Annotated in this window: 27 protein-coding genes; 2 read left to right on the top strand and 25 right to left on the bottom strand. The window is 32.6% G+C overall.

Annotated elements, in window-relative coordinates:
* Nucleotides 1-8: 8 nt before the first annotated feature.
* Genes LDM92_RS01555 through LDM92_RS01540 form a run of 4 tightly spaced genes read right to left on the bottom strand, consistent with a single transcriptional unit; the run spans nt 9 to nt 3,891 of the window.
* Nucleotides 9-794: an HAD family hydrolase gene (locus LDM92_RS01555; protein WP_223901745.1), complete on the bottom strand. Its 786-nt coding sequence runs from the start codon at nt 792-794 to the stop codon at nt 9-11.
* Nucleotides 795-808: 14 nt separating this feature from the next.
* A complete protein-coding gene (locus LDM92_RS01550; RefSeq protein WP_223901744.1) occupies nt 809-2,191 on the bottom strand; it encodes an RsmB/NOP family class I SAM-dependent RNA methyltransferase in 1,383 nt (460 codons plus the stop codon).
* A complete protein-coding gene (locus LDM92_RS01545; protein WP_223901743.1) occupies nt 2,175-3,149 on the bottom strand; it encodes a hypothetical protein in 975 nt (324 codons plus the stop codon). The genes LDM92_RS01550 and LDM92_RS01545 overlap by 17 nt, the downstream gene beginning before the upstream one ends.
* A complete protein-coding gene (locus tag LDM92_RS01540; protein WP_223901742.1) occupies nt 3,139-3,891 on the bottom strand; it encodes an SAM-dependent methyltransferase in 753 nt (250 codons plus the stop codon). Before LDM92_RS01540 ends, LDM92_RS01545 begins: the two co-directional genes overlap by 11 nt.
* An 85-nt stretch (nt 3,892-3,976) precedes the next feature.
* Between LDM92_RS01540 and lepB the strand changes: the two genes are divergently transcribed.
* Nucleotides 3,977-4,555, top strand: a complete 579-nt coding sequence (lepB, locus tag LDM92_RS01535) for a signal peptidase I (protein ID WP_223901741.1) — start codon at nt 3,977-3,979, stop codon at nt 4,553-4,555.
* Between the two features lie 56 nt (nt 4,556-4,611).
* On the top strand, nt 4,612-4,803 hold the full coding sequence (locus LDM92_RS01530; RefSeq protein WP_046324857.1) for an LBP_cg2779 family protein: 192 nt from the start codon (nt 4,612-4,614) through the stop codon (nt 4,801-4,803).
* Nucleotides 4,804-5,254: 451 nt separating this feature from the next.
* Here LDM92_RS01530 and LDM92_RS01525 read toward each other — a convergent pair whose 3' ends face one another.
* The 21 genes from LDM92_RS01525 to LDM92_RS01425 all read right to left on the bottom strand — a co-directional run bounded on the left by LDM92_RS01525 (nt 5,255) and on the right by LDM92_RS01425 (nt 23,604).
* A complete protein-coding gene (locus tag LDM92_RS01525) occupies nt 5,255-6,157 on the bottom strand; it encodes a phosphotriesterase family protein (protein WP_223901740.1) in 903 nt (300 codons plus the stop codon).
* Between the two features lie 5 nt (nt 6,158-6,162).
* Nucleotides 6,163-7,308 (bottom strand): galactonate dehydratase, encoded by a 1,146-nt coding sequence (dgoD, locus tag LDM92_RS01520; RefSeq protein WP_223901739.1) that lies wholly within the window; start codon nt 7,306-7,308, stop codon nt 6,163-6,165.
* A gap of 15 nt (nt 7,309-7,323) precedes the next feature.
* Nucleotides 7,324-8,598, bottom strand: coding sequence for a PTS galactitol transporter subunit IIC (locus LDM92_RS01515; protein ID WP_223901738.1), 1,275 nt, complete (start codon nt 8,596-8,598; stop codon nt 7,324-7,326).
* 18 nt (nt 8,599-8,616) lie between these two features.
* Nucleotides 8,617-8,916, bottom strand: coding sequence for a PTS sugar transporter subunit IIB (locus tag LDM92_RS01510; RefSeq protein ID WP_223901737.1), 300 nt, complete (start codon nt 8,914-8,916; stop codon nt 8,617-8,619).
* Nucleotide 8,917: 1 nt separating this feature from the next.
* The gene (locus tag LDM92_RS01505) at nt 8,918-9,376 is read right to left on the bottom strand and encodes a PTS sugar transporter subunit IIA (protein WP_223901736.1); all 459 of its coding nucleotides are present in this window, start codon (nt 9,374-9,376) and stop codon (nt 8,918-8,920) included.
* Nucleotides 9,377-9,389: 13 nt separating this feature from the next.
* Entirely contained in the window at nt 9,390-10,007 is a 618-nt protein-coding gene (locus LDM92_RS01500) for a bifunctional 4-hydroxy-2-oxoglutarate aldolase/2-dehydro-3-deoxy-phosphogluconate aldolase (protein ID WP_223901735.1), read from the bottom strand.
* Nucleotides 9,994-12,048, bottom strand: coding sequence for a BglG family transcription antiterminator (locus LDM92_RS01495; protein WP_223901734.1), 2,055 nt, complete (start codon nt 12,046-12,048; stop codon nt 9,994-9,996). Before LDM92_RS01495 ends, LDM92_RS01500 begins: the two co-directional genes overlap by 14 nt.
* Nucleotides 12,049-12,307: 259 nt before the next feature.
* The gene (locus LDM92_RS01490; RefSeq protein WP_223901733.1) at nt 12,308-13,147 is read right to left on the bottom strand and encodes a hypothetical protein; all 840 of its coding nucleotides are present in this window, start codon (nt 13,145-13,147) and stop codon (nt 12,308-12,310) included.
* Nucleotides 13,147-13,854 (bottom strand): ABC transporter ATP-binding protein, encoded by a 708-nt coding sequence (locus tag LDM92_RS01485; protein WP_223901732.1) that lies wholly within the window; start codon nt 13,852-13,854, stop codon nt 13,147-13,149. Before LDM92_RS01485 ends, LDM92_RS01490 begins: the two co-directional genes overlap by 1 nt.
* On the bottom strand, nt 13,854-14,219 hold the full coding sequence (locus tag LDM92_RS01480; RefSeq protein ID WP_223901731.1) for a GntR family transcriptional regulator: 366 nt from the start codon (nt 14,217-14,219) through the stop codon (nt 13,854-13,856). Before LDM92_RS01480 ends, LDM92_RS01485 begins: the two co-directional genes overlap by 1 nt.
* Before the next feature lie 149 nt (nt 14,220-14,368).
* Entirely contained in the window at nt 14,369-15,208 is an 840-nt protein-coding gene (locus LDM92_RS01475; RefSeq protein ID WP_223901730.1) for a hypothetical protein, read from the bottom strand.
* Between the two features lie 78 nt (nt 15,209-15,286).
* Complete coding sequence (locus LDM92_RS01470; RefSeq protein WP_223901729.1) at nt 15,287-16,114, bottom strand: hypothetical protein; 828 nt, start codon at nt 16,112-16,114, stop codon at nt 15,287-15,289.
* A 44-nt stretch (nt 16,115-16,158) separates the two neighbouring features.
* Nucleotides 16,159-16,968: a hypothetical protein gene (locus LDM92_RS01465; protein WP_223901728.1), complete on the bottom strand. Its 810-nt coding sequence runs from the start codon at nt 16,966-16,968 to the stop codon at nt 16,159-16,161.
* Nucleotides 16,968-17,672 carry an ABC transporter ATP-binding protein gene (locus tag LDM92_RS01460; RefSeq protein WP_109586302.1) on the bottom strand — a complete coding sequence of 235 codons (705 nt, stop codon included), beginning with the start codon at nt 17,670-17,672 and terminating at the stop codon, nt 16,968-16,970. Before LDM92_RS01460 ends, LDM92_RS01465 begins: the two co-directional genes overlap by 1 nt.
* Nucleotides 17,673-17,683: 11 nt before the next feature.
* A complete protein-coding gene (locus tag LDM92_RS01455) occupies nt 17,684-18,037 on the bottom strand; it encodes a GntR family transcriptional regulator (RefSeq protein WP_223901727.1) in 354 nt (117 codons plus the stop codon).
* 76 nt (nt 18,038-18,113) lie between these two features.
* A complete protein-coding gene (locus LDM92_RS01450) occupies nt 18,114-18,878 on the bottom strand; it encodes an ABC transporter permease (RefSeq protein ID WP_223901726.1) in 765 nt (254 codons plus the stop codon).
* Nucleotides 18,879-18,896: 18 nt separating this feature from the next.
* On the bottom strand, nt 18,897-19,652 hold the full coding sequence (locus LDM92_RS01445) for an ABC transporter permease (protein ID WP_223901725.1): 756 nt from the start codon (nt 19,650-19,652) through the stop codon (nt 18,897-18,899).
* 5 nt (nt 19,653-19,657) lie between these two features.
* Nucleotides 19,658-20,545, bottom strand: a complete 888-nt coding sequence (locus LDM92_RS01440) for an ABC transporter ATP-binding protein (protein WP_223901724.1) — start codon at nt 20,543-20,545, stop codon at nt 19,658-19,660.
* Between the two features lie 330 nt (nt 20,546-20,875).
* The gene (pepT, locus tag LDM92_RS01435; protein ID WP_223901723.1) at nt 20,876-22,117 is read right to left on the bottom strand and encodes a peptidase T; all 1,242 of its coding nucleotides are present in this window, start codon (nt 22,115-22,117) and stop codon (nt 20,876-20,878) included.
* 13 nt (nt 22,118-22,130) lie between these two features.
* Complete coding sequence (locus tag LDM92_RS01430; RefSeq protein WP_223901722.1) at nt 22,131-22,928, bottom strand: Nif3-like dinuclear metal center hexameric protein; 798 nt, start codon at nt 22,926-22,928, stop codon at nt 22,131-22,133.
* A complete protein-coding gene (locus LDM92_RS01425; protein ID WP_223901721.1) occupies nt 22,921-23,604 on the bottom strand; it encodes a tRNA (adenine(22)-N(1))-methyltransferase in 684 nt (227 codons plus the stop codon). Before LDM92_RS01425 ends, LDM92_RS01430 begins: the two co-directional genes overlap by 8 nt.
* Nucleotides 23,605-23,625: the final 21 nt, after the last annotated feature.

The following is a 23,625-nucleotide window of genomic DNA, read 5'->3' as shown; positions in this document are numbered from 1 at the left end:
ACAATAATTTAATTTAATAAACGCCATATTTCCTTTTGAACAGCGCTATCATTACTTGATCCTATAATGTGGTTGGCAGCTTTTTTGGCACTCGGAAGGGCTGTTCCAGTAGCATAACTGCTACCAGCATATTTTAACATTCCCACATCATTGCCGCTATCGCCAAAAGAAACCATTTCCTTTGGACTGATGTTGTACTTGCTGCCCAAATATTGCAAACCTCGTGCTTTATTCATTCCTTTTGTCGACATATCTATTGATGTAGCTGAACCGGAAACAAAACCAATTTGAGGGTATTCCCGTTTAAGTTCTTCTAAAAGTTTAACCATTCTATTTTCTGGAACGTCAAAAGTTACCTTAAAAACTTGGTCATCTAGATTATTAAAACTATCAACAACTGTCAGTTTTTCATAATATTTTTTTAAATCTTCTGCATATTCAGGACCATCACTTTTTAAAATATATGCACTTGCAAGACCAGAAACCGTTACTTTTTCATCATATTCTTGGATGATTTGTAAAATCGTGAGCCAGTCTTCTGCAGAAAGGCACTCAACATGAATTACTTGCCTGCCTTGAGCTACGAGTGCCCCATTATCAGCAATGTAATAAAGCTGATTAGCCACTTGGGGAAATCGGGAGTACAAATTTTCAAATTGGTTTCCACTTGCAACTACAAATTTTATGCCTCTTTTTTGCATTATTTGGAATTCTTGCAAAAATAACTCTCGATCATAAGTTTTTTGGTCAGTTAGCCAAGTTCCGTCCATATCAGTAGCGATTAATTTAATCATTCTTTTTACTTTCTCTAAATTCGTAATCCTTTGGGATAATAGTTTTTAATAATATGATTGCTTACTTTGCCAAAACCTAAGATAAGGTTTTTAAAACTGACCAGAATAAAACCATTCATATTTAAATCAGTTTTAATAGTTTCTCCATGCAAATACTTTAAATAATTGTTACTACTTAAGTCAACTACCCTATTCTGCTTTTGTCCGGCTAAGACCATAGCCAGCTGATGTCCTGGTTCAAAACGTTTTTTCTTTAAAATCCCCAGCTCAACGCCATTGGCTAAAATTTTAAGATGTATATCAGAATTTGTATTTATAGCAGGAATAAAAACATGATTATTATGTACTTGACATTTAACTTGCCAGTTCTCAATTTCTGATGGCAACTTAAATTTATCTAGTATGCTGGCAATCAAATGTACATCCGATTTGGTTAAAGCAGTTCGTGATTTCTTTTGGTGTTTTGACTTTTTGCTTGTCGACGTGAAGGTTTGTTCCTTAATTTTTTCGTCAAGTCTTAATTTTGCCACATACTGTCCTTCTCCAATATTGGCAGTAGGCCAAAATCGTGCTGTTTTAGCTAACTCAATATTATTTTCTGACCATTCTGGATGACCATGGTCAATATATTGTTCATCTATTTTTAGTGGCAATATTGTAAAACCAAAAGTTTTAGTTAGCCAAGAAACTACTTGCTCATTTTCTTCTGGAGCAAAAGTACAAGTTGAATAAATTAGTTCTCCACCTGGCTTAAGCATTTGAACTGCAGCAGACAAGATCTCTTTTTGCCTTTGCTGACAAAAAATTACGTAATCCTGTGACCAATACTCAATAGCTTGAGGGTCTTTGCGAAACATACCCTCACCACTGCAAGGAGCATCAACTAGAATTTTATCAAAATACCGCGAAAAATATTTTGTTAATTTTTCCGGTTTTTCGCTCGTAATTAGCGCATTGACTACTCCCCAACGTTCTAGATTTTCGCGTAGTATTTTTGCTCGACTAAGCGAAATTTCATTTGCCAGCAAAAGTCCCTGGCCTTTTAGTTGTGCGCCAATCGCAGTACTTTTGCCACCGGGAGCTGCACATAAATCAAGAATTTTTTCTCCGGGTTGAGCTTCAAGAAAAAAAGCAGGAAACATTGCAGCAGGTTCCTGTGAATACACTGTTCCGCTCACCCATTCAGGATCTTTTCCACTTATTTTGCCGTAATAAGCATCAGGAATTAGTGGGATTTTTTCACTTTGACTATAAGAAAGAGTTTGATTTTCTTTCAATGAATTAATTCGATATGCGTTTTTGGATTTTTCACTAATTGCATTAAAAAGTTGGTCAGCCTTTTGCTTACCCAAAAGCTTAGTATATTTTTTGATAAAATCTTCAGGCAGTTTTGGCATTATTTTGTTCCTTTCGTAATAAGTGCAGAATACCTAAACCGTATAGAATAGAAATTATTATCCAACTAATCATTAAGAGCCATATTAAATGCTGTGGTTTGGAAACGAATTTACGCCATACCAAAAAGAGATAAGCACCAAAAGTAAGCACAAGCTCAACAAGCAAAATTCTAACCCCATGATTGATTAACCAATTTCGTAACAGACTACCTTTCAGATTTGTTTGTTTAACAGTTTTCCAATCCATAAAGGCTAAGAGTAAGTTACTTGCTGCAGCAATTAACAAAAATAACAATATAAATAAAATTTCACGAATAATTGAAAACTGGTGTATCTGATGATTTTTTACAAAAACCGGTGTCTTAGCTTTTACTTTATAATGCTTAGCGATTTGTTGAATCACTTTATCTGAACTGTCTATTATAATTTGATAATCACGCAGTTTGAATTTGCCTGTTGGCTGTTTTGGACTAGTAGTCAAATAATAACTATTTTGTTTCATTTGCCGATAATGCTTTAAAGTTCCTATTACTGTATAATATTTTTTGTTTATATAAATATATTCGTTTCCTTGTGTTTTTAAAGTAGGAACCTCTGCGTTTAAACCCAGTACTGCAAAAGAAACACGACCTTTAAAATCATCTTTGGTAAAGTATCTTCCAGATTCGGTCGGTAATTTTAACACATCATGATTTGACCACACGAGAGTTTGATTTTTCTTAGATTTAGAAATCATATGAACTTGAATTTTATTCTGAGGAAATCTTTTTTTCAAATAGGTCAAGAAAGACCTAACTTCTTGATCTTTTTTGACTTCAATATAGCGAGTATTATTGCTTAAACCATATGCCTCAAGTAGCTGGTTCGCTTCACGTGACTGCACATTTGACAACATACTGCCGATACCTAAAAAAGATAAAAATATAATGACGATTAAAATAGTTTTCTTAAATTTCATGTGCTATCTCAAAAATGTGTTCATTAATAAAATCAAAACTAGGAAAAGTTTGATTAATTCGTTTTAATTCTTTTGAATGATGTACTAATCCTTTTTGCCAAAAAGCCTCTGAATTGGTCGCTCCGCTCTTTTCGCCTATAAAGAGCAGATGGCTTGTTGCATTCAACTTTTGCCAGGTTGATACAACTTTTGTATCGCTATTACCAAAATTAGGAGCCCAAGAACATATTATTAGATCAACATTACCAAACATTTCAACGGCCTTAGCGGCATCAAAATTTGCGACTGACATAAATGACTTGGAACCAGTGTTTGAAGTTTTTGACCAATCTAAGTTATCTGTGACCGTCATTTTAACACCTACATCAGATAAAGCTTTGCTCCAATATGCATTACCTGCCATAATTTCCAGTCCGGTTTTAATGTTTAAACTGTCTGTAATTGTTTTAGCTGTCTGTAAATTAGGTAGCGACCAAACGCCAAAGTTTATAGCTAAAAATTGCCTTAAATTATTGATTAACTGGTTAATAGCTCTAAATTGTTTAATTTTAGTTTGCGAAAGACTACCACATATTTCTTCAAATATATCTGGTAAAAACCCCAGTTTTTCTGGCGCTTTTTTTAAAACTTGTTTTTGGCTCACGATAGAAATAATATCATTAATTTCCTTGACTTGATGATGCACTTGTTCAATATTAAGCTGATCATCTAATTGGTTAATTTTACTTAAAAAATTTATCATTATCAAATCCCTATAATGATTTTAACATTCAAACGGAAAGATTTCAGTTATAATAAAGGGTAGCATAATAAAGGAGAAAAAATTTATGGCGAAAAAAGTAACAAAAAAGCAAGACGAAGAGCAAGAAAGCTTAGGTAAATTTATTCTCGACGTTGTCATAATGATGGCAGTTATTTTAGGTGTATTCTATGTTGTATTCCATTTTGTACTTTCTAATGACAGAGTCTCTGGACCGTCTATGCAACCGACTTTTGAAGATAATGACCGTTTGATTGCGGTGCGTAATTTTACTCCTCAGCGTAATGATGTTGTTGTTTTGCTTGCTCCTAAGGCAGCTAATGATCTCCCAGGGGCGTATTACATCAAGCGTGTAATTGGTCTTCCTGGAGATAAACTTGTTTCTAAAAACGATAAAATGTATGTCAACGGCAAGCTTTTACCTGAACCATATCTAGAAAATCATTTCAAAAAGGCTAATAATGCTGAAGGACAGACATATACGACGAATTTTACTTATAAAGTTCCGAAGGGTTACTATTGGGTAATGGGCGATCACCGTGATATATCTAAGGACTCACATATTTTTGGTCCCGTAAAACGACAAAATTTGGTTGGCAAAGTCAAATTCAGATATTGGCCATTTAATAAAATTCAGGGTTTTTAATTTCCTTTGAATTTTAATATTTTTCCGCTAAAATAAATTGTAAAGGAGAATTTATTATGAATCAGCAATTAGAAGAATTATCCGATGCAATTATCGATTTTCAAGTAAAACATCATGTTACTGATACAGATTTAGCTTTTGCAAGTCATTTGTCAGTTGAAAAAATTCACGCAATGAAAACTGGCGAAGGCGAGTTTACTCCTGAAGAAATTAATCAGTTGTACGATTACCTTGCTGCAAATCATTAAAAAGTTATCTAAAATGTCAAAACCCGGAAGATATTATTTTTGCGGGCTTTTTAAATATAATTTTGTGAGAAATGATTTTAAAAGATTTTATTAATTATGATAATATCTTGGGCATCAGTCATAGAAATATTTATGTTTTTTCGTATGCCTGATGGAATTTGAAAAAATGGTTTGTAAATTTTGGGCGATTCCCTATCTGATTTTTGGTTTTATATTTTTCTGTTTCGCATTCGAAATCTTCTCTGGCTGTTTAAAGAGTCTGGGAAAAAATGTTCTTTGAAGTTAAATTAAAAAATTTCACAATTTAAAAAGACCGACAAATCAACGTTTTATTGACGTGATTTGTCGGCCTTTTTTAGTTAGGTTAGAGTTTTTTCCAAGACTCTTTAAATATCTAAGTAATTAGTCTAACTTCCTTGTTATACTCTTTGTTATTTGTCCATTTGAATCATTAATTCCCTAGTACTTTTTTAGGATTATCAATAACCATTTTAGCAAAATTATCATTACCTATTAGTGGCACCAACGAATGCTTTAATGTTGTAATAATATATCGCAATCCTGGTTTACCTTTGTATGATAAAAAATATGATTTCCTTCCCATATCACCTGACAAACAAATATGATCTACATAGCCATCCTCAACTAATTTACAAAGTATTTGTATACGATCTCTATCATTAGTGCTTAACTCACGGCCAATATGGTCAAAACTTATATTTACTCCAGTATCACATATTCTTTCAATATAGTCTATATTTTTGGGAATATCTACATGACTTAAGCAAATATGCTTTAAGTCTGCCCCTTGATCTCTTAAAATTTCAACCTGTTCCATAGCCATCGTTCCTTTATCACAATGAGTAATCATAGGAATATGGGTAGCCCTTTGAACCTTGCCCTCAATTTGTAGGATCCTTTTTTCGCTCTTTGTTATTTGCTTAAAACTTGTTCCTGCTTTCATGGCAACTGGTAACAGATGATGTGAACTTACTCCATTTTCAATTTCATTAACTAAAAAATCAAATATCTGTTTATCCGACATTTTATCAATCCACTTTGGCATAAATTCTTCTTTGTGGAATCCTGTAACAAAACCTATATTAATGTTTGCTCCTTCAGAAATTTTTTGTAAAGCAATAGGATTTCTGCCATAGTTTATCGGAGTTAGATCTATGATCGTACTACCACCATTATTTTTAAAGTCTATAGCCTCAGCAATGCTTTTATCTAAGTCATCAAAAACATAGTCTTTATATTTAGGCAAGGGATTTGGATTTACAAAGAGATGATCATGTATATAAGTAATGCCCAAATCATTTGAAGATATGGTTCCTTTAACAGTATTAATCATAGTTATTACCATTCGGCAATAGTGCCATCATCATTGACCCAAGCCGGATTATTCCACACTAATCCCTCTTGTGCGACATCTTTAATTTTGTCTTCATCCATTTCAATGCCAAGACCTGGACCTTTTGGAATGTCAACGAAACTATCTTTATACTGAAAGATTTCTTTGTTTTTTACAAAATCAAGTAGGTCAAAACCTTGATTATAGTGAATTCCTAGACTTTGTTCTTGAATAAAAACATTCGGAGTACATGCATCAACTTGAAAAGTTGCAGCTAATGCTACTGGGCCGTACGGAGCATGTGGAGCAACAGCCATATCGTATGCCTCTGCCATTGCTGCTATTTTACGCTCTTCCAGTAGGCCGCCACAAAGAGAAATATCAGGTTGAACTATATCAACTGCTCCCTGTTTAAAAATATTTTTGAAACCCCATCTGGTGTATAATCTTTCTCCTGTTGCAATTGGGGTTGAAACTTCATTTGAGATTTGAGCAAAATACTCTTCATTTTCAGGTAAGACCGGTTCTTCAATGAACATAGGATGGTATTCTTCTAAAGCTTTGGCTAAGACTTTCGCCATTGGTTTGTGTACACGCCCATGAAAATCAATGCCAATAGACATAGCATTGCCAAATTTTTCACGAATAGAGGCAACTCTTTTGACAGCAGCATTCACTTTTTCTAAAGAATCAACATAATGCATTTCAGAAGTAGCATTCATTTTAACTGCTCTAAAACCCTTATCCCAACGTTCTTGGGCCATTGCCACAACATCTGATGGACGATCTCCTCCAATCCATGAATAAACTTTTATCTTATCCCTAACGGCTCCACCTAATAGTTCATAAACTGGCAAATTTAAGGCTTTACCTTTAATGTCCCATAAAGCCATTTCTATTCCTGATATTATGGTTCCATTAATTGGTCCTCCACGAAAGAAAGATCTATGAAGGCGTTGCCATATCCTTTCAATTTCAAGTGGATTTTTTCCAATCAGCTTACTGCACATCTCTTTTGCTCCAGCAACAACTGTTTCTGTTTTCGTCCCTGAAACTAACTCTCCCCAACCAGAAATGCCTTCGTCAGTATTTATCTTTATAAATATCCATCTAGGTTTTACTTTGTAAACAATAAAATCTGAAATTTTCATATTTTTCCTCAAGTTTTAAAAAATCATCTTAAATAATTCAGCTATTTTATAGATAATAAATCCTACAATGTGTGTACCTGCATCCTCAGTAGATATATATTTAACTCCATTTGCTAAGTGGAAACCACCAGCAATAGCAAGTTGTGTATGTATTGGAGCTAAAGCGGTTCCAATCCAAAGAACAAAGCAAGTAATAACAATAGTTGACAATATTCCTCTAAAAACATTACCTTTGCTAAATGCTACAGGCCAAGCTGACAGCCACATAGCTTGGTAAGCAATATCAGAAATCGGCAACAGACGATTTCCAGGTAAAATAGCTGATAATATTAATGTAATCGGTACCATAATAATTCCGCAAGCAATTGCTGATGAATTAGCTACTGTCAAAGCAGCATCTATTCCAATGGTAAACTTATTTCCTGGAAACTTTTTATTAAGTAGTTCTTTAATAGAATTAGCAAAAGGTATCAATCCCTGCATTAAAATTTGCATCATTTTGGGAGTCAAAACCATAGTAGCTGACGTGCTCATTCCTACAATTAAAATTTTACCTATATCTTCACCTGCTAGTGCGCCAATAATGATTCCTATGATAAAACCCATAAACAATGGTTCACCAACAAAGCCAAACTTTTTTTGTATCTTTTCCGGTCTGCCATCAATCTTATTAATTCCAGGAATAATGCTCCATAGTTTATTTAATGCCCAAGCCACCGGAGCCCATCCAACTGAATTTGCAGTTGGAAATGAAATTCCTTCTAAACCAAAATATTTTTGTGCTAAAGGAGCTGTCCAATCGGCTAGTTTAAAACTGATAGCAGCATCAACAGCCGAGGCAACTAATGCTGCAACAGCACTTTTGGTTAAATACCAAACTAAAGCACCAGTAAAAATGTAGTGATTATATGACCAAAAATCGACCATAACTGTATTGGTTGTCTTAGTAATTATCATTAATATATTTAAAGCAAGAACAATAAATACAACAATCGCAGCCAAAGGAAATGCCCATGTTGCGGCAGCTCTAGCTGGCCATCCTACATCCATAATACTTGTTTGGATTCCCCAATGCTTGACCATCAAATGGACAGATGGTCCTACCTGTTGTACAAACCAATTAATTACAATATTAACGCCAGCAAAACCAACACCAATTGTTAGTGAAGATTTAATTAGTGTGCCCATTTTTACTTTAAAAATAATACCCAAAATGAAGATCACAATAGGCATCATTACCATAGGCCCTAAGCCGCTAATCCAGTTTAAGCCTGCAATTACCCAATTCATACTCTCACACTTTCTCCCTTATTCTTTTAAAGCCCTTAGTATTTCGGCGCTAGTTTTTTCTTCGCCTACTCCAGTTACAAAAGAAGTAGCCTGGATTACAGGAATATTTTCTGTGACATTTTTGTCCAATTTTCCAGTTGGAACAATAAAGTCAACTTTATTGGTTTTTAGATTTCCCTGAACTTCTGAAAACTTACATTGAATTATATTTGGCATAGGAAGTCCATTCTCAGAGGCTATACTTTTAACTTTCTCAGAAGCTAATGTTGAAGTGATCATCGAGGATGCACAACATATAATAATAGTTTTTTTATTCATTTTAATTACCTTTCTCGAATAAATCTAAGATTGTTTTCTTATTGTTAGCATCTAATACGTCTTGTAAAAAATTTTGGTTTTGAATTAAATTCATTAATTGCTTTAAAAGTTCAACTTGTTTATCGGGAGTGTAAAATAAAATTTGTATAATAATATTTACTCCGCATAGTTTAGTTGGATCATCCATTTGTTTAAAAAAAACTGGCCGTTTTAAGGTTGTAATTACCAATTGATTAGTTTCACAATGTTGAAAATCTGTGTGTGGAATTGCTACACAAATTTTTCCTGTATTTAATCCTGTTGGGAATTTTTTTTCGCGTTCCTTAATACTATGGAGATAATTTATATCAACTTTTTCTTCTCTTAATAGGTGATCACAAATTCTTTCATAATAAGAATTACAACTTTCAAATACCTGATTGATAAAAATATCATCTTCTGACAATAAAGATTTGTCCATATAACCACCTACTTTATGACTTTTCAATTATATCAATTAGAGACTGGCGTAATTTTGGAACATCTTTATTAATAATGTCTTCTTTCAAAAAAGCACCTGAACCAATTCCAATAAATTGAGCACCATTTTTTAAAAAGATCCCGACATTTTCACTTGAAATTCCGCCAACTGCCATTAGTGGTATCTTTCCTAAGGGCCCTTGAAGATTTTTAAAATATTCCGGTCCTACTGTAATTGCAGGAAAAATTTTAATTATATCTGCTTTATAATTAAGCATTTGTAATACCTCAGTAGGCGTATATGCACCTGGTATTGTTATTACGTTTTTTTGTTTAGCATAATCGATCATATTTTTGCTAAACAAACATGAACTTAATAAAAATTTTGCATTAGCATCCACCGCAGCAATTTCATCTTTAAGGTTTAATACTGTTCCAGCACCTATTAAGATTTTTTGGCCAAATTCTTTATTTAGGTTGCTGATGTATTCTGAAGCAGACGGTGTATTCATTGTTATTTCCATCGCAAAATTTTGTTCTAAACCTTCGATTGCCTTTGCAATAGCGTGGGCTTCATCGAAAGTATAGTTTCGTATTATGATTGTATATTTGGGAAAATTATTTATCCCCATTTTTTTCCTCCACTTCTACAAATTTTAAGATTATTTGATAGACTTCAAATGACGTTTTACAGCATAAAATTTTATTAATAATATTTTTGTCCATCGCAAGAGAAGTAAATTGATTAATTGCCTTTAATTTATTATCTGTATGAGAAAATGCTACCGGAGCAATAATGTTGACTGTTTTGTTGTAGGGCATTTCGATTGGAGTTTTTGATACTAAAAAACCAATTCCACTACCCAAAATTCCAGTTTTAGGTAAGGAATGAGGAATAGAGATACTAGTTCCCAAAAAACTATAATTATCTGGATTATTAATCTGTCTTTGTAATTCAAATTCATATCGCTTTTCAATTTTTTTGTCTTTCAATAAAGGCTTAATTGCTTCATGCAAGGCAACTTTCCATTCGATATTTGTATCTTTATTTAAAACGATATAGTTAGGGTGAAGATAAGAAAGTAAATTATGAGATTTTTTATCATCTGAATTATCGAAGTTTTGTTTTAAAAGCATTCGATTTATGTCAGCTTTTAGTACTTGGTTATCGGTTAAATTGGCATACCTTGAAATAAGCTCGAGAAGGTTATTTATTTCTTTATCCGTTTTTTCTATCTTTAGCTGGTTTAAAACTCTATACCGTAAACCAATTTTTTCTGAATAGTTCATATTTGGCTTAACAACGAACTGTACTTTGTTGGTATTTAATGGCAATGTAGTAAAAACAATGTCAAATCTTTCTTTTGAATTGTTGAATTCTCTAATTGACATAGTACAGATGAAATTTAGTTCTGGTAAAATTTCTTTTAAAATTTTTATCAAAATGTTTGACATAATTATACCGTTTGAACAAACTACAATAGCTTTATAGATTGGTTTGTTGATATCACGATTTTCAGGAGTACTAGCAAGTAAGTAACCAAAATAATACGTTAATAATTGCACTTCTCCTTTAGGAAAAGTCTTGCCAATCCAGTCTTCAAGAGGCCTAATTAAATTTTTTATTATTTGAAATAAAATTTGGTGGTTTTCGCTATTATTCAACTCTAATTTTTCAATATTTGGCAATTCGTACTTAACACGATAGCAAGCAGGTCTTAAATGATTCATTAATCTTTTTTCAAACTGCTTTTGATCATCAATCTGAACTAACGTTTTTTGTTTAAAACCCTCTACTATTTGATGAATAAAATGTAAAATTTTTACTTCATCTGTTCCGTATTGTAAATTTGTTTTATCATATACGTTAGAAGCTAAAATTTCTAAAACTAACCATTTCAAATCTACATTATCCAAATTTTCTAAACCCGAATAGGTTTTTAAAAATTTATATTCATTTGTTTCGGTGATAAAAGGATCTGAAGGACAGTTAGATTTACAATTGGAATTTTGACTTCTATACAAGATTGTTTGAAACAAATTATTTAAAGCTTTAAAATATATGTCCGAAAAAGTAGCTTTGAATTTTTCTTCAATATCTAGTATTAGAACAGTCGCTTTTTTTGCGATTGTTCTATTTTTTGTAATGGATATAATCAGATCACTTGTAATTAGATTTGGATTATTTAAAAATAATTTAGTTGCTAATTTATAAATATCATCTTTTTCCCCTTTTAGAGAATATCCTTCAACCCTATTATAAATAATTTCTAAATTATTTCTCTTAACAAATTTTTGCGCTTCCTTAATATCACTAATAACTGTGGTCTTCGAATATTTGAGAAAAGATGTCAGATGGTTCAAAGAAACATAACTTGTTTTTAAAATTAAGTAAGTAATGATTAAAACTTTACGATCATGATCTGATAATTCACCAAACTGATCTTCCTTACCTGCCTGAATTAGCAGTCTAATGGAAGTATCATATTCGAAAGTTCCATTTTTATGTCTAGTTATTTCTGGAAAATGTTTTGCCCTCAAAGTATTATTTATTAATTTAACAGCATAATTAATTTGTCTTCTGCTAAGCGATAATTTCTGCATCATCTCCGATATCGTTATGTTAGGTTCTTTTAGTAAAAGGGAAATTATTTTTTGAATACGCTCATTCATTTTCAAATCCCCCTTTCAACTCTAATTATAATCTGCCAATTTAACTTTTTGTATGCGCTTTCGTTTCTAAACTTGTACAAGTGTATGCCTTTGTTATACATTTACTTTAAGATGATATTTGCAAATGAAACCTTTTAATCGTATAACAAATTCCGTGTTTTTGTTTTCTTCTTTAAAATATTTTAAACATAAAAAAACCTGAATTAAATTATCTTAATTCAGGTTTTTATTCTATAAATATTTTTTTATTAGATAATCACTATTTCCCCTCCCTAGCCTCAAAGAATTTACTGAAAAGAATTGTATCCAAAAACCAAAAAAGTAAATTGATTACAAGCATTAAAATTAGAGCTAGAGCCAAATCATCATTTGTTCCTGTGGTTTCCCCTATCATAAATCTAAACGGGAACGAAATTATTTGTAGACCTATATCACTTGCTTTGATTGCAAGCCAGGCTACTAAAATAATTACAAAAACTGCAATTACCCGAAAGTAAGCTTTGCTGAGAGCTTCCGGAAGAAAATCCAAAAGAGCACGACTGGAGTAATTTAAAAAGCTGATAATGAAGTAACCAAAAAATGCGCAGAGAATAGTCATCATGATTGCTCCAAAAAAGTTAAACATAATCTCCAGATCAACTTGCTGCAAATGCCGTCCAATATCAGCAAACATTTCGATTATGACAGTATGAAACTGACTGTCAAAGGTAAATGTCACAGCACTTAAGATAAAAGCACAAATTATTTCCAGTATCACAAAGAAAAGTAATGCACCAAAAGAACTTAAAATATTATCAAAATAGAGTTTTTTGTCATCAATTGGAACTAAACGCCAAGTTTGATTGCCACTGACACGTTCGTTTTGAAAACAGGTGGTTAAATAAAATATCCCGGTAAAAAGCCACGCTGATAACACAAAAATGGTCAGCCATAAGGTGAAGAAATTAGAAAAAATAGTTCTATTAATGTATACATGGCCGTTATTAAAATTGAAAAACGACATCGCAAATGAAGCTACGGTCTGGATAATTAACAGAAGAGAAATCCATTTGGTTTTTAATCTGAAAAGCACCGTAAAATAGCGATTAAAAATAGCCATTATTCATCCTCTTCTCTTTGATAAAAACTCTCATAAAATTCCTCTACACTTTGATTATCAGCCCTAATTGCTTCAGTCGACTTTTGCATGCAAACAGTTTTATTTTTAATAATAACAACTTCATCCAAAACCGCAGCTATTTCATTGACGAAATGATCTGAAACTAAAATAGTGGATTTTTCTTGCTTCCATAAGATGATCGACTTAATAATTTTTTTGCGAGCCATTGCGTCAATACCAGAAAAAGGCTCATCTAAAAGGTATAAGTCAACTCTTCTAGAAAAAGTCAATGCAACAACCAGCTTCTCTTTCATACCCTTTGATAATTCAGATAAGCGCAGATCAGGTTTTAAATTCATAAATTCTCTTAATTGTTCAAATTGTTTGAGATTAAAATCCTGATATAAAATTTGGTAAAATTTGATGATGTCGCTAATTTTTGTTGAATTAGCAAAACCTGTTAAGCCATCAGTAAAAGAAAGATGTCCTTTTCTGTCGGCCTCCTTGGTAAAGCCAGCAACTTTAACAGTACCACGATAGTTTTTAGCTACGCCACTGATAATTCGCATCAAAGTGGTTTTTCCTGCACCATTTTCACCCAAAAGAGCAACAATTTTTCCGGGTTTAAGTGTTAAGTCAAGATTAGTTATGATTTTTTTCTGATTTTTTTTGTAAACTAAGTCTGTTATTTCTAAGGGATTGCCCATTATTTACGCTCCTCTTTAAGATATTCAGTTAAAGATTTGAGAATTTGTTCATCAGAAACCCCGAAAGAGTTCATACTCTGAACAAATTTGTCTAGTTCAGCGTTAATTAATTCCCTTTTCGTTTTTTCAAGTAAAGTAGTATCTTCAGTGACAAAATTACCTTCTCCCCTCTTGGTATACAAAATGCCTTCAAAGTTCATCTGTTGCAGAGCACGTTGTACCGTATTGACGTTTACAGTGAGTTGCACTGCTAGTTCACGCACGGAAGGAATTTTTTTACCGGGCTTCAATTTGCCGGTAATTATTTGTCGATATAGGTATTGCTTAATTTGTAAGTAAATGGGAATGTTATCTTTAAATTCCACAAGTCCACCATCCTTTGGCCGTAATACACCTATAGTACACTATCATAAACCAGATTTATTTTTTCCGCAAACCTTTTAATTGTTGTAATAACTTGCTTTTTTGTGAGAAATTACAAAATTGTAAAAGTAATTTTTTCTTATTTGCCTACCTACTTACGTTCACTGGCTTCATAAAAATGATTAAATAAGAAAACGTTGCTGCCCAACAAAATAAGATTGCAAATTGTGGTTGACAAAATTGCAAAAGGTAAATCACTAGAATAAGCAAGTCCGTAATTAGCTGGATTAAATACTGACAAAAGAATTTTGTAGACAAATATATGTTGAATTTTAAAAAAGAACCAGATCAGTACAAAAATTATGAATAAATGGAGTATCTTTACAAGTGCTCCATTAACGTTGGCGGGTACAAAATCTATTATGGACTGGCTAGCAAAGTTAAAGAAACTGATAACAAAATATAAAAAGAAACAACTTAAAATGGCTAAGACAATCGTACCAATTACAGTCCAGAAAACATTGTAATCAAAATTAGGATGCAGATCCATTAGGAAATCATGAAGTCCTCGTTGAAAATCTTTATCAACCAAAAAAGATAAGAAACCTAGCATAACTGTAGCAACTACTTCAAGCGCAAGCATGTAAATAAAAGATACAAATGTACTTAAAACATTATCAAGATAAAACTGGCTGTCACTTATTCCAGCTAACCGCCAGGTTTGACTGTGATTAAATTTTTCACTTTGCAAAGGGGTTAAAATGAATACAAATAATATGACAAGAAAGGCTAAGATGACAAAATATAATGTCCATTCCGGTATCAGACCGACATTATTTTGGGGATTTTTGCGGATATGCCAATTTGTAACTTCATAATAAGTAAAAAAGGCACACGCTAATGCTGCGATTAATTGAAAAAAAAGTATAATGTGTAATTTTCTTGTTTTAATTTTAAAAAATCTGTTAAATAACCTGCTAAATTCTGCCATTTTGGACTCCTTATTTTTTATTTTTGCTCGATGACAAATTGCCACTCAAATAAAATTTTTATTATGCCTCTATTCTATTTACTCTGCTTCAAAGAAATACTTAAATAAATAGATATTAATAACGTACATTATTAAATTAACAACTACAACAATTACATTAACATATGGTAAAGCGTTGTTATAAGCTGGATTTAAGTTTAAAAAATGCAAAAGGCTGCCTAAAACTTGATCGACAAAAATTTTTTCTGCTTTGGTGAAAAGCCAGGCTATTACGATAACAATAAAAATATGTAATAGTTTCACAATTAAGCCGTTTGAAGCTACAGGAAGATAATCCATGATAGCTTTACTGGAAAAATTTAAAAAGCTGATCAATAACGAAATGAAAAAGCAACATAAAAGTATGAGTAGCGTGATATCAAAAATAAAATGAATTGTATTTAGTTCAAAATTTGGTCTAAATTGCTTAAACATTCTTTCGCAGGAACTACGAAAAGTCTTGTTCATGAAAAATGAAGCAGTTAGCAAGATACCAGCAACAATAATGTTAAGAATAATGAAATAAACAAATGTTGCAAATGTGCTTAAGCTGTTAGCGATGTAAAATATTTCGTCACTAATTGCAGTTAAACGCCATGTTTGGCTATGGTTAATCTTTTCATTTTTAACAATAATATAAATGAAAAAGAAAATGACAAAAAAGACACCTAATAGACAAAAGCCCATTAACCAGTCAGGTAAAAGCTCAGTATAAAAATTTAAAAATTCACTTATCTTACCTGTTCCAATTAGCAGACCAAAAACAGAAAATGCAAGGGCACCAACTGTTTGAATTATTAAAAATGAATAAACATTTTTTGCTTTTTCTACAAAGAATCTGCCAAACAAACTTTTAAATGAGGTCATACTCTTTCCTCCCTACTACGAAAATATTGTAAAAATATTAGGATTTACTTCTCTTCTGCTTCAAAGAAATGATTGATTAAAAAGACGTTGATGCCAAGCATTATTAAATTAACAACAAACATCATACCTACAACATATTCTAATCCCGCAAGATCAGTAGCTTTTAGTAAAAAAAGATTTACAAAAGAGTTTATCAATACTCTATAGAGCTTAACAAGCAGTCCCATTAATATGATAATGATGAATATACGAATAAAAGAAATTAAAATATGACTCGATGCTTGTGGTAAAAAACTTAAAATTGCCTGACTGGAAAAGTTAAGGAAACTAACCAAAAAATAAATAAAAAGAGCAGTTAGAATTACCAACAGTATAATACAAATAAAAGTAAGAAATGTGTCAGTATCTAAATTGAGTTCAAACCGCAGATTTTTGCCAAATTTGGGATATGCAAAAATAGATACAAAGAATAATCCAAGCGCAATGATAAAATCTAAAAAGACAAAATAGATTAGAGAAACAAATGAACTTAAGATATTATCAATATAAAACGTGCCATCGCTGATTGGTGCTAGGCGCCATGTCTTACTTCTATTTAAGCGTTCATTCTGAACGACAGTTAAAATATATAAAATAGGTCCAAACAAGAAAGTAAAAGAAGCAAATAGAGCCATCCATCCTGGAAAAAATTCAAGGTTATTGTTCAAATTTAAGTGAAACCTGCCAGAATAAAAACTAAAATAAGTAAAAAAAGCTGATGCCAGAGAACTAATAAATTGCAGGACAACTAGAAGATGAACATATTTGGCTTTTTTTTCAAAAAGTTTGCCAAATAAATGGTTAAACATGACCATTATTCATCCTCCGCATCGTATAAGCCTTCATAGTAGTCTTCAACACTCTTATGATGTTCTCGTATCTCTTCAGTTGATTTATGAGCATAAATGGTTTTGTCCTTGATAATGACAATTTCGTCCAGCATACTAGCGATCTCATTCACAAAGTGATCTGAAACGAGAATTGTTGATTTTTCTGGTTTCCATAAAATGATTGAGTTAATAATTTTTTTACGAGCCATAGCATCAATACCAGAAAAGGGTTCATCCAATAGGTAAAGGTCAACTTTGCGCGAAAATGCAAGTGCAATAATTAATTTTTCTCGCATTCCTTTTGACATCTCAGATAATCGCATTTCAGAATCTAATTTCATAAACTGACGAAGTTGCTCAAATTGTTTGCCATCAAAATCTTGATAAATGATTTCATAAAATTTAACAATATCTTTGATTTTTGTTGAGTTGTTAAAGCCCGTTAGACTATCAGTGAATGATAGTCGGGCTTTTCGTTGAGCCTCTTTACTTTCACCAGAAAGTTTAACGGTTCCACGATAGTTTTTAGCCATCCCACTAATTACCCTCATTAAGGTCGTTTTACCAGCGCCGTTTTCGCCTAAAAGTGCTACTATTTTCCCCGGTTGTAAATTTAAGTTGATATTATTTAAAATTGTCTTTAGATTTTTCTTGTAAGTTAAATCTCTAATTTCTAAAAGATTATCCATTTTTTTACTCCCTACTTTAAATGATTAGCCAAAATAAGATGAGTTTGTTTTGGCGTGATTCCTATGCTTTTCATGTTCTGAACAAACTTACGTTGTTCAGCAACGATCATGTCTCTTTTGATTTTTTCCAATAATTTTTTATCGCTAGTAACATAATTACCCTCTCCCCTTTTAGTAACCAGAAGACCGGAATTAATCATTTGTCTAAGCGCTTTTTGAATAGTATTAACATTCACTGTTAACTGCTTTGCTAAATTACGTACAGAAGGTATCATCTGATTTGGCTCAAGCTTGCCGGTGATTATTTGGCGACATAGATATTCTTTTATTTGTATATATATCGGCAAACTGTCTTTAAAATTCATAATTCTTTTCCAACTGTATTACATTTATAATACACTATAATATTACAATAAACTTAAAAGTTATGCAATTACTTACTTAAAATCTTTTTCTGCGAAAGATTAAATAGCCGGCAATGACAAAAATAAGAATATAGACTAGACTACCCATTAAAAGCTCTTGATTGTTCAGGTGGGTAGTTAAAACATACATGCCATAATTACCAAACTGCCTAGTCAAGTCCACCATATTAAAAGGGTTCCATTTCATAATGTTCACCAGTTTGCCTCCGTTCATTAGGTCTGAAGAAATGCTTTGACCCATGAATGTAATTAGAAGGCTTGCTGTAATTACAATTGCACTACTATTAATTAGACACGAGAGTAAAAAAACAATAGCAATAATTAACATTGTAGTTACTAAATCTATTAGAGAAGCAGTTACCATGTTTAGCCATACCGGCTGATGGTATAGATAAAGTTCTGACCAGTTAACTTGATAATTAAATATGGTATAACGCAGACAAATGGTATAAAAAAGAGCTAGCAAATGCAGAAAAACATCGTATAAGAACAAAACAATATACTTCGATAAGTAGACATATATTTTATTCGAAGACTTATATAAGAGTGTTAAAATCGTATTGTTTTGAAATTCCATTGAAAAACAGGTGGCACCTACTATCACTAGGATAAACATGATGAAATCAGAAGAATCAAAAGTTAATGTTAAAATTAGCTTTTTACTTTCATCTGCTAAAGCGAAACCGGTAATAAGAATTAGAAAAAATAATATGATAGCTGCGATCCAAGTAATTTTGCGGTGCACTAATTTATATAATTCCTGCTTAATACTATAAATCATTATAGTGATCTCCTCTCTTTATACTCGTCGATGCTTGAATAGATAATATCCTAGAACCATAAAAACTATGCCGTAAATGATATTGGCTATAATTAGTTCAAGACTTGATAAATTCGATTTTAAGCTAAGGCTTGGATTTGATAATTGCTGGGAAATAAAAATCATATTTAAAAAGTTCCATTTAATAGTACTTATAAAATGGGGAAAGGTTTGCATTAATCCTTTGGAAAAGCTGGCACCAAAAAATGCTAGTACAATTCCAAAACAAACTACTACAGCATTATTTTTAACCAGCATAATGAGCATAAAAGATAAGCCAATGCTAAAAAAAGAATAAATCGATGCTCCTGCCAGGTTAGTTACCAGATCATTTAAAAGATTATTACCATTTTTGTTAACTAACCAATTATATCTGACATTATTAAAGGGAATGCTTAAAATCAAGGTAAGTAAAAATGCAATCACTGTTAGGAGAAAACTATAGACTAAGACAACCAAAAACTTGGAAAAGTAAGTTTGAAACTTGCTCGAAGTCTTATACTCCAGCATGATAATCGTGTTATTCTTGTATTCCATTGAAAAAATTGCAGATGCTACGGTAATAACTATTAAAGGAATCCACTCAATTGCACCAAATCCGTAGCTAAGGGATTGGCGCGTAATAGGATTAGTAAAAAAGTTGTAAATCATTGTTACAATGAGAATAATCAGACCATACAGAGCAATGTTTTCATGCCTGAATTTATAGATTTCCTGTTTAAAGCTTATAAGCATTTTGTCTAGCCTCTTTTCTTTTCCAAGACATCAACTACAATTCGTTCAAGGTTGGCTTCAAGCGGCAAAATTTCTTTTAAATGAACACCTTCGTTAAAAAGCAGATCTTCTATTTTGTATATGTCGTTTTGACTTACTATTAAATAATTTTCATTTTCTGTAAACGTGATCTGGTAAGCAGCAAAAATCTTTTTTGCAAGTCTATTATTTTCAGTAGTCAAATGGTATTTTTGGTGACTAATTTTTTCAAATTCTTTGACCTCTTTATTCAATATAATTTGTCCTCCGGAGATTAAGACAACTCTCGTCATTACTTTTTGTAATTCACTTAAAATATGACTTGAAATTAAAAAAGCTGTTCCTTGATCAGAATATCTTTTGATTAATTTTCTTACTCGAATCGTTGATTCAATGTCAAGTCCGTTCATTGGTTCGTCAAGAATTACAACTTGGGGCTGATTTAATAAGGCGATTGCTATGCCTAATTTTTGCTTCATCCCCAGTGAATATCCTTTAGCCTTATTATTAATATATGAATCCATTTGTAATTCGGAAATTAAGTTTGCCATATCTTTTTGATCATGAGCATAAAGGGTCAAATTCTGCATTCCAGTAAGAAATGGGTAAATTGCCGGATGTTCAATTAATGCTCCAACCTTTGTTAAAGCATGATGGTCATTTTCAGACACATTTTTGCCATTGACCTCTATTTTTCCTTTAAATTTCATTAAGCCTAAAATGGTTTTCATAATAGTTGTTTTCCCAGCACCATTAGGGCCTATCAAACCGATTATTTCACCAGCTTTAACATCAAAAGTAGCATTATTCACTAGCACTGTCCTGCCCACATAAGTACTAACATTATCAACTTGTAGTGCAATAGAACTTCGCATGATCACTAATCCTTTCTCTTACATTATAATAGTGAACTATTTATCTAATACACTAGTATAATAAAATAAATAATCAACTTTTGCAAGGAGTCTTTTGCCTGTTGTCTTAGAAAAATTTAAGTGTTCCACAAATTATCAATATAAAATTTTAAAAAGAAAAAAGGCACATAAAACCATTTTTGATAATGATCCTATGTACCTAAATTTAAATTTCTATTAATTGTGCATAATTTTACTAACCTTTTGGAAGTTAGATAAACTTTATCAGAATAACCTTTTAATTTTTAATTATTTTGATAAAAAAGATTAACAACGGCCGTTTTTGTTTCACTATTTTTTAGCAGCAGCATTCATTTGTACCATTTTTAGCATAACATCTACTGCTTTTGCCATAGATTCAAGAACGGTATATTCAAACCTGCCGTGCATGTTTTCTTGCCCGGAAAAAAGATCAGGACAAGGTAAGCCTCTATAAGTTAAAAGTGAACCATCAGTGCCACCTCTGACAGGGTCCTCGTTGATCGTAAGTCCTTCAGACTCATATGCTTTTCTAGCTAAGTTAACAATTTCCATATGGTCTTTAAGAATATCGGCCATATTGTAATATTGATCTCTCATGTTAAGCTTAATTCTTTCGGTGCCAAATTCCTTATTCATTTGGTTAACGATTGTTTTAACCTTATTTTTGCGATTTTCAAGACCGTCCCTTTCAAAGTCACGAACAATGTATTCCATTTGCGCATTGTCAACCGTACCAGCAAAATGGGTTAAATGATAAAAGCCTTCTCTTCCTGCCGTTTTTTCAGGAACTTCGTTTTGTGGAAGTTGATTTTGGAAGTTAATGCCAACCTGGATAGCATTGATCATCTGATCTTTAGCTACAGAAGGGTGCACATTTACCCCTTGAATATCAAGGGTAAAGGTTGCAGCAGAAAAGGTACCCCAATCTAACTTTCCGGGAGCCCCGCCATCGACTGTGAAAGCAAAATCAGCACCAAATTCTTCGATGTCAAAATGCTGAGCACCCATACCAATCTCTTCATCAGGAGTAAAGCCAAAGCGAATCTTACCGTGTTTGATTTCTGGGTGGTTTAACAAATATTCTGCCACAGTAACTAATTCCGCTACTCCACATTTATCATCCCCACCCAGCAAAGTGTCACCAGACGCTGTAATGATAGTCTGTCCCGCATATTTCTTTAAGTTTGGAAATTCTGCCGGATCTAAATAAAATTTGGAATCTCCTAGACGAATTTTTGATTTGCCATCATAATTTTCATGAACTTGCGGTTTGACATTTTCCGCGTTAAAGTCTGCGGTATCGCAATGCGCTAAAAGACCCATTACAGGTACATCATAATCTACATTAGCTGGAATTTCGGCAATAACACAGCCTGATTTCTGATTATAATGCACATCAGATAAGCCTAATTTTTCTAGGTCAGGTAGAATTACTTCTTTTTGAAATACTTCTTGGCGTTCGGTTGAAGGAAAACGATCAGAGTGCTCATCAGAGCGTGAATTAACTTTTACATATTTTAAAAATCTTGGTAATAAATTTGGATACTCCATCTTATCTCCTTAATTAAAATAAATCTTGAAATGGGTTAGTCGATACTTCAGATTGGGTGATTTCGACATTCCAAGAGTTTTCTTTATTCCATTCAAGCAACTTTTGATAAATTTTTTCTTTAAAAATCTTTTCAGTGTAGTGACCTGGATCAACTACCGTCAGACCGGCAGAAATCATATCGTGGCCTGTATGGTAATAAACATCTCCTGTAATAAAAGCATCAATATTCTCTTCTACTGCTTGATGCCAATATTTGCCGCCATCACCGCAGATAAAACAAACTGAAGATATAGTCTGCTGATTATCAGCAGTAATTAATCTTACCATTTTTACCTGCATCTTGTCTTTGACGTAATAAGCAAATTCCTTGGCAGATAGTGGCTGAAGCAATCTCCCCTTACGTCCTATGGCAATGCCATCATCATCTGGACAAAAAGGCTCAACGTCTTTCAAACCCAACTCTTCAGCTTGCCAGTCGCTTGAGCCATCTTCAGCTTTATCTGAATTAGTATGAATGGAATAGACCGTAATGCCATGAGCAATTATTTTACCGTACATAGCGTATTGGGGATTGGCAAAATCCAAGTTTGGAGCAGGGCGAAACATCAAGGGATGATGGCTGATAATCAAATTCACTCCTTTTTGAATTGCTTCGTCTACCACTTGTGGTCTGACATCTAAGGTCGTCAATATTTTAGTGACATTCTGCTGCATCGAGCCTATTTGGATGCCAACCGGATCACCTTTACTAGCTATTTCTTCTGGAAAATGTTGCCTTAAAACGGCAACTATATCCTCTACTTTAGTCATTTATTTCTTCCTCGATCATTTTTATTTCTGACTCAATTTTGTGCATATGGACTAAATCTTTTTCTTTAGCCTTATTTAAATTAAGCAGTAATTTCTTGTGATATGCAAGTTGACCTCGCCATTTTTGATAAAAAATTTCATTTTTTTCTGTTAAGATTTCTGGACCAAAAAATAGTTCTTTTTCTGTCAATTTGACAATTTTATTAGTTTTTTCTGCCTTAATTAGTTCGTATGTGTGTCCTGCTTCAGCAATAATTTTTTCTCTTTTTATTTGATAATTATGATTCATTAACCAGTTTCGGACACCGGGCTCACCTATATTTGGCTCAAGGATTAAAGTTTTGAAAATAGAATCTTTTAGCCAAGCATCATTTAAAATCTGCGTTATTAACTTGCCGCCCATTCCGGCAATAATTACTGTATCAATTTGATCAGCAGAATTAATAGTATCAAGTCCTGCCCCAAGCCTAGTTTCAATATTCCCATCTAAACCAGCAGCTGCTATGTCTTTTTTCGCATTCTCTAGTGGTCCAGATGCAACATCACTAGCAATAGCAAACTTAATCTTATTTTCTTTCACTAGTTGAATCGGTAAATAGGCATGATCTGTACCAATATCTGCAATGCGTGCACCACGGTCAACCATTTGTGCCAATGAGTTCAATCTTAAGTTCATTTATATCCTACTTTCTTCATA

Source organism: Lactobacillus laiwuensis (assembly GCF_019972835.1).
GTDB classification, from domain to species: domain Bacteria; phylum Bacillota; class Bacilli; order Lactobacillales; family Lactobacillaceae; genus Lactobacillus; species Lactobacillus laiwuensis.
The sequence above is the reverse complement of the archived record's forward strand: the minus strand, read 5'-3'. Positions and strand labels throughout refer to the sequence as shown.

Excerpts from the sequence above, each read along its gene's own strand:
- LDM92_RS01555 (WP_223901745.1), bottom strand. The coding sequence starts at position 794 with ATGATTAAATTAATCGCTACTGATATGGACGGAACTTGGCTAACTGAC.
- LDM92_RS01550 (WP_223901744.1), bottom strand. The coding sequence starts at position 2,191 with ATGCCAAAACTGCCTGAAGATTTTATCAAAAAATATACTAAGCTTTTG.
- LDM92_RS01545 (WP_223901743.1), bottom strand. The coding sequence starts at position 3,149 with ATGAAATTTAAGAAAACTATTTTAATCGTCATTATATTTTTATCTTTT.
- LDM92_RS01540 (WP_223901742.1), bottom strand. The coding sequence starts at position 3,891 with ATGATAAATTTTTTAAGTAAAATTAACCAATTAGATGATCAGCTTAAT.
- lepB (WP_223901741.1), top strand. The coding sequence starts at position 3,977 with ATGGCGAAAAAAGTAACAAAAAAGCAAGACGAAGAGCAAGAAAGCTTA.
- LDM92_RS01530 (WP_046324857.1), top strand. The coding sequence starts at position 4,612 with ATGAATCAGCAATTAGAAGAATTATCCGATGCAATTATCGATTTTCAA.
- LDM92_RS01525 (WP_223901740.1), bottom strand. The coding sequence starts at position 6,157 with ATGATTAATACTGTTAAAGGAACCATATCTTCAAATGATTTGGGCATT.
- dgoD (WP_223901739.1), bottom strand. The coding sequence starts at position 7,308 with ATGAAAATTTCAGATTTTATTGTTTACAAAGTAAAACCTAGATGGATA.
- LDM92_RS01515 (WP_223901738.1), bottom strand. The coding sequence starts at position 8,598 with ATGAATTGGGTAATTGCAGGCTTAAACTGGATTAGCGGCTTAGGGCCT.
- LDM92_RS01510 (WP_223901737.1), bottom strand. The coding sequence starts at position 8,916 with ATGAATAAAAAAACTATTATTATATGTTGTGCATCCTCGATGATCACT.
- LDM92_RS01505 (WP_223901736.1), bottom strand. The coding sequence starts at position 9,376 with ATGGACAAATCTTTATTGTCAGAAGATGATATTTTTATCAATCAGGTA.
- LDM92_RS01500 (WP_223901735.1), bottom strand. The coding sequence starts at position 10,007 with ATGGGGATAAATAATTTTCCCAAATATACAATCATAATACGAAACTAT.
- LDM92_RS01495 (WP_223901734.1), bottom strand. The coding sequence starts at position 12,048 with ATGAATGAGCGTATTCAAAAAATAATTTCCCTTTTACTAAAAGAACCT.
- LDM92_RS01490 (WP_223901733.1), bottom strand. The coding sequence starts at position 13,147 with ATGGCTATTTTTAATCGCTATTTTACGGTGCTTTTCAGATTAAAAACC.
- LDM92_RS01485 (WP_223901732.1), bottom strand. The coding sequence starts at position 13,854 with ATGGGCAATCCCTTAGAAATAACAGACTTAGTTTACAAAAAAAATCAG.
- LDM92_RS01475 (WP_223901730.1), bottom strand. The coding sequence starts at position 15,208 with ATGGCAGAATTTAGCAGGTTATTTAACAGATTTTTTAAAATTAAAACA.
- LDM92_RS01470 (WP_223901729.1), bottom strand. The coding sequence starts at position 16,114 with ATGACCTCATTTAAAAGTTTGTTTGGCAGATTCTTTGTAGAAAAAGCA.
- LDM92_RS01465 (WP_223901728.1), bottom strand. The coding sequence starts at position 16,968 with ATGGTCATGTTTAACCATTTATTTGGCAAACTTTTTGAAAAAAAAGCC.
- LDM92_RS01460 (WP_109586302.1), bottom strand. The coding sequence starts at position 17,672 with ATGGATAATCTTTTAGAAATTAGAGATTTAACTTACAAGAAAAATCTA.
- LDM92_RS01455 (WP_223901727.1), bottom strand. The coding sequence starts at position 18,037 with ATGAATTTTAAAGACAGTTTGCCGATATATATACAAATAAAAGAATAT.
- LDM92_RS01450 (WP_223901726.1), bottom strand. The coding sequence starts at position 18,878 with ATGATTTATAGTATTAAGCAGGAATTATATAAATTAGTGCACCGCAAA.
- LDM92_RS01445 (WP_223901725.1), bottom strand. The coding sequence starts at position 19,652 with ATGCTTATAAGCTTTAAACAGGAAATCTATAAATTCAGGCATGAAAAC.
- LDM92_RS01440 (WP_223901724.1), bottom strand. The coding sequence starts at position 20,545 with ATGCGAAGTTCTATTGCACTACAAGTTGATAATGTTAGTACTTATGTG.
- pepT (WP_223901723.1), bottom strand. The coding sequence starts at position 22,117 with ATGGAGTATCCAAATTTATTACCAAGATTTTTAAAATATGTAAAAGTT.
- LDM92_RS01430 (WP_223901722.1), bottom strand. The coding sequence starts at position 22,928 with ATGACTAAAGTAGAGGATATAGTTGCCGTTTTAAGGCAACATTTTCCA.
- LDM92_RS01425 (WP_223901721.1), bottom strand. The coding sequence starts at position 23,604 with ATGAACTTAAGATTGAACTCATTGGCACAAATGGTTGACCGTGGTGCA.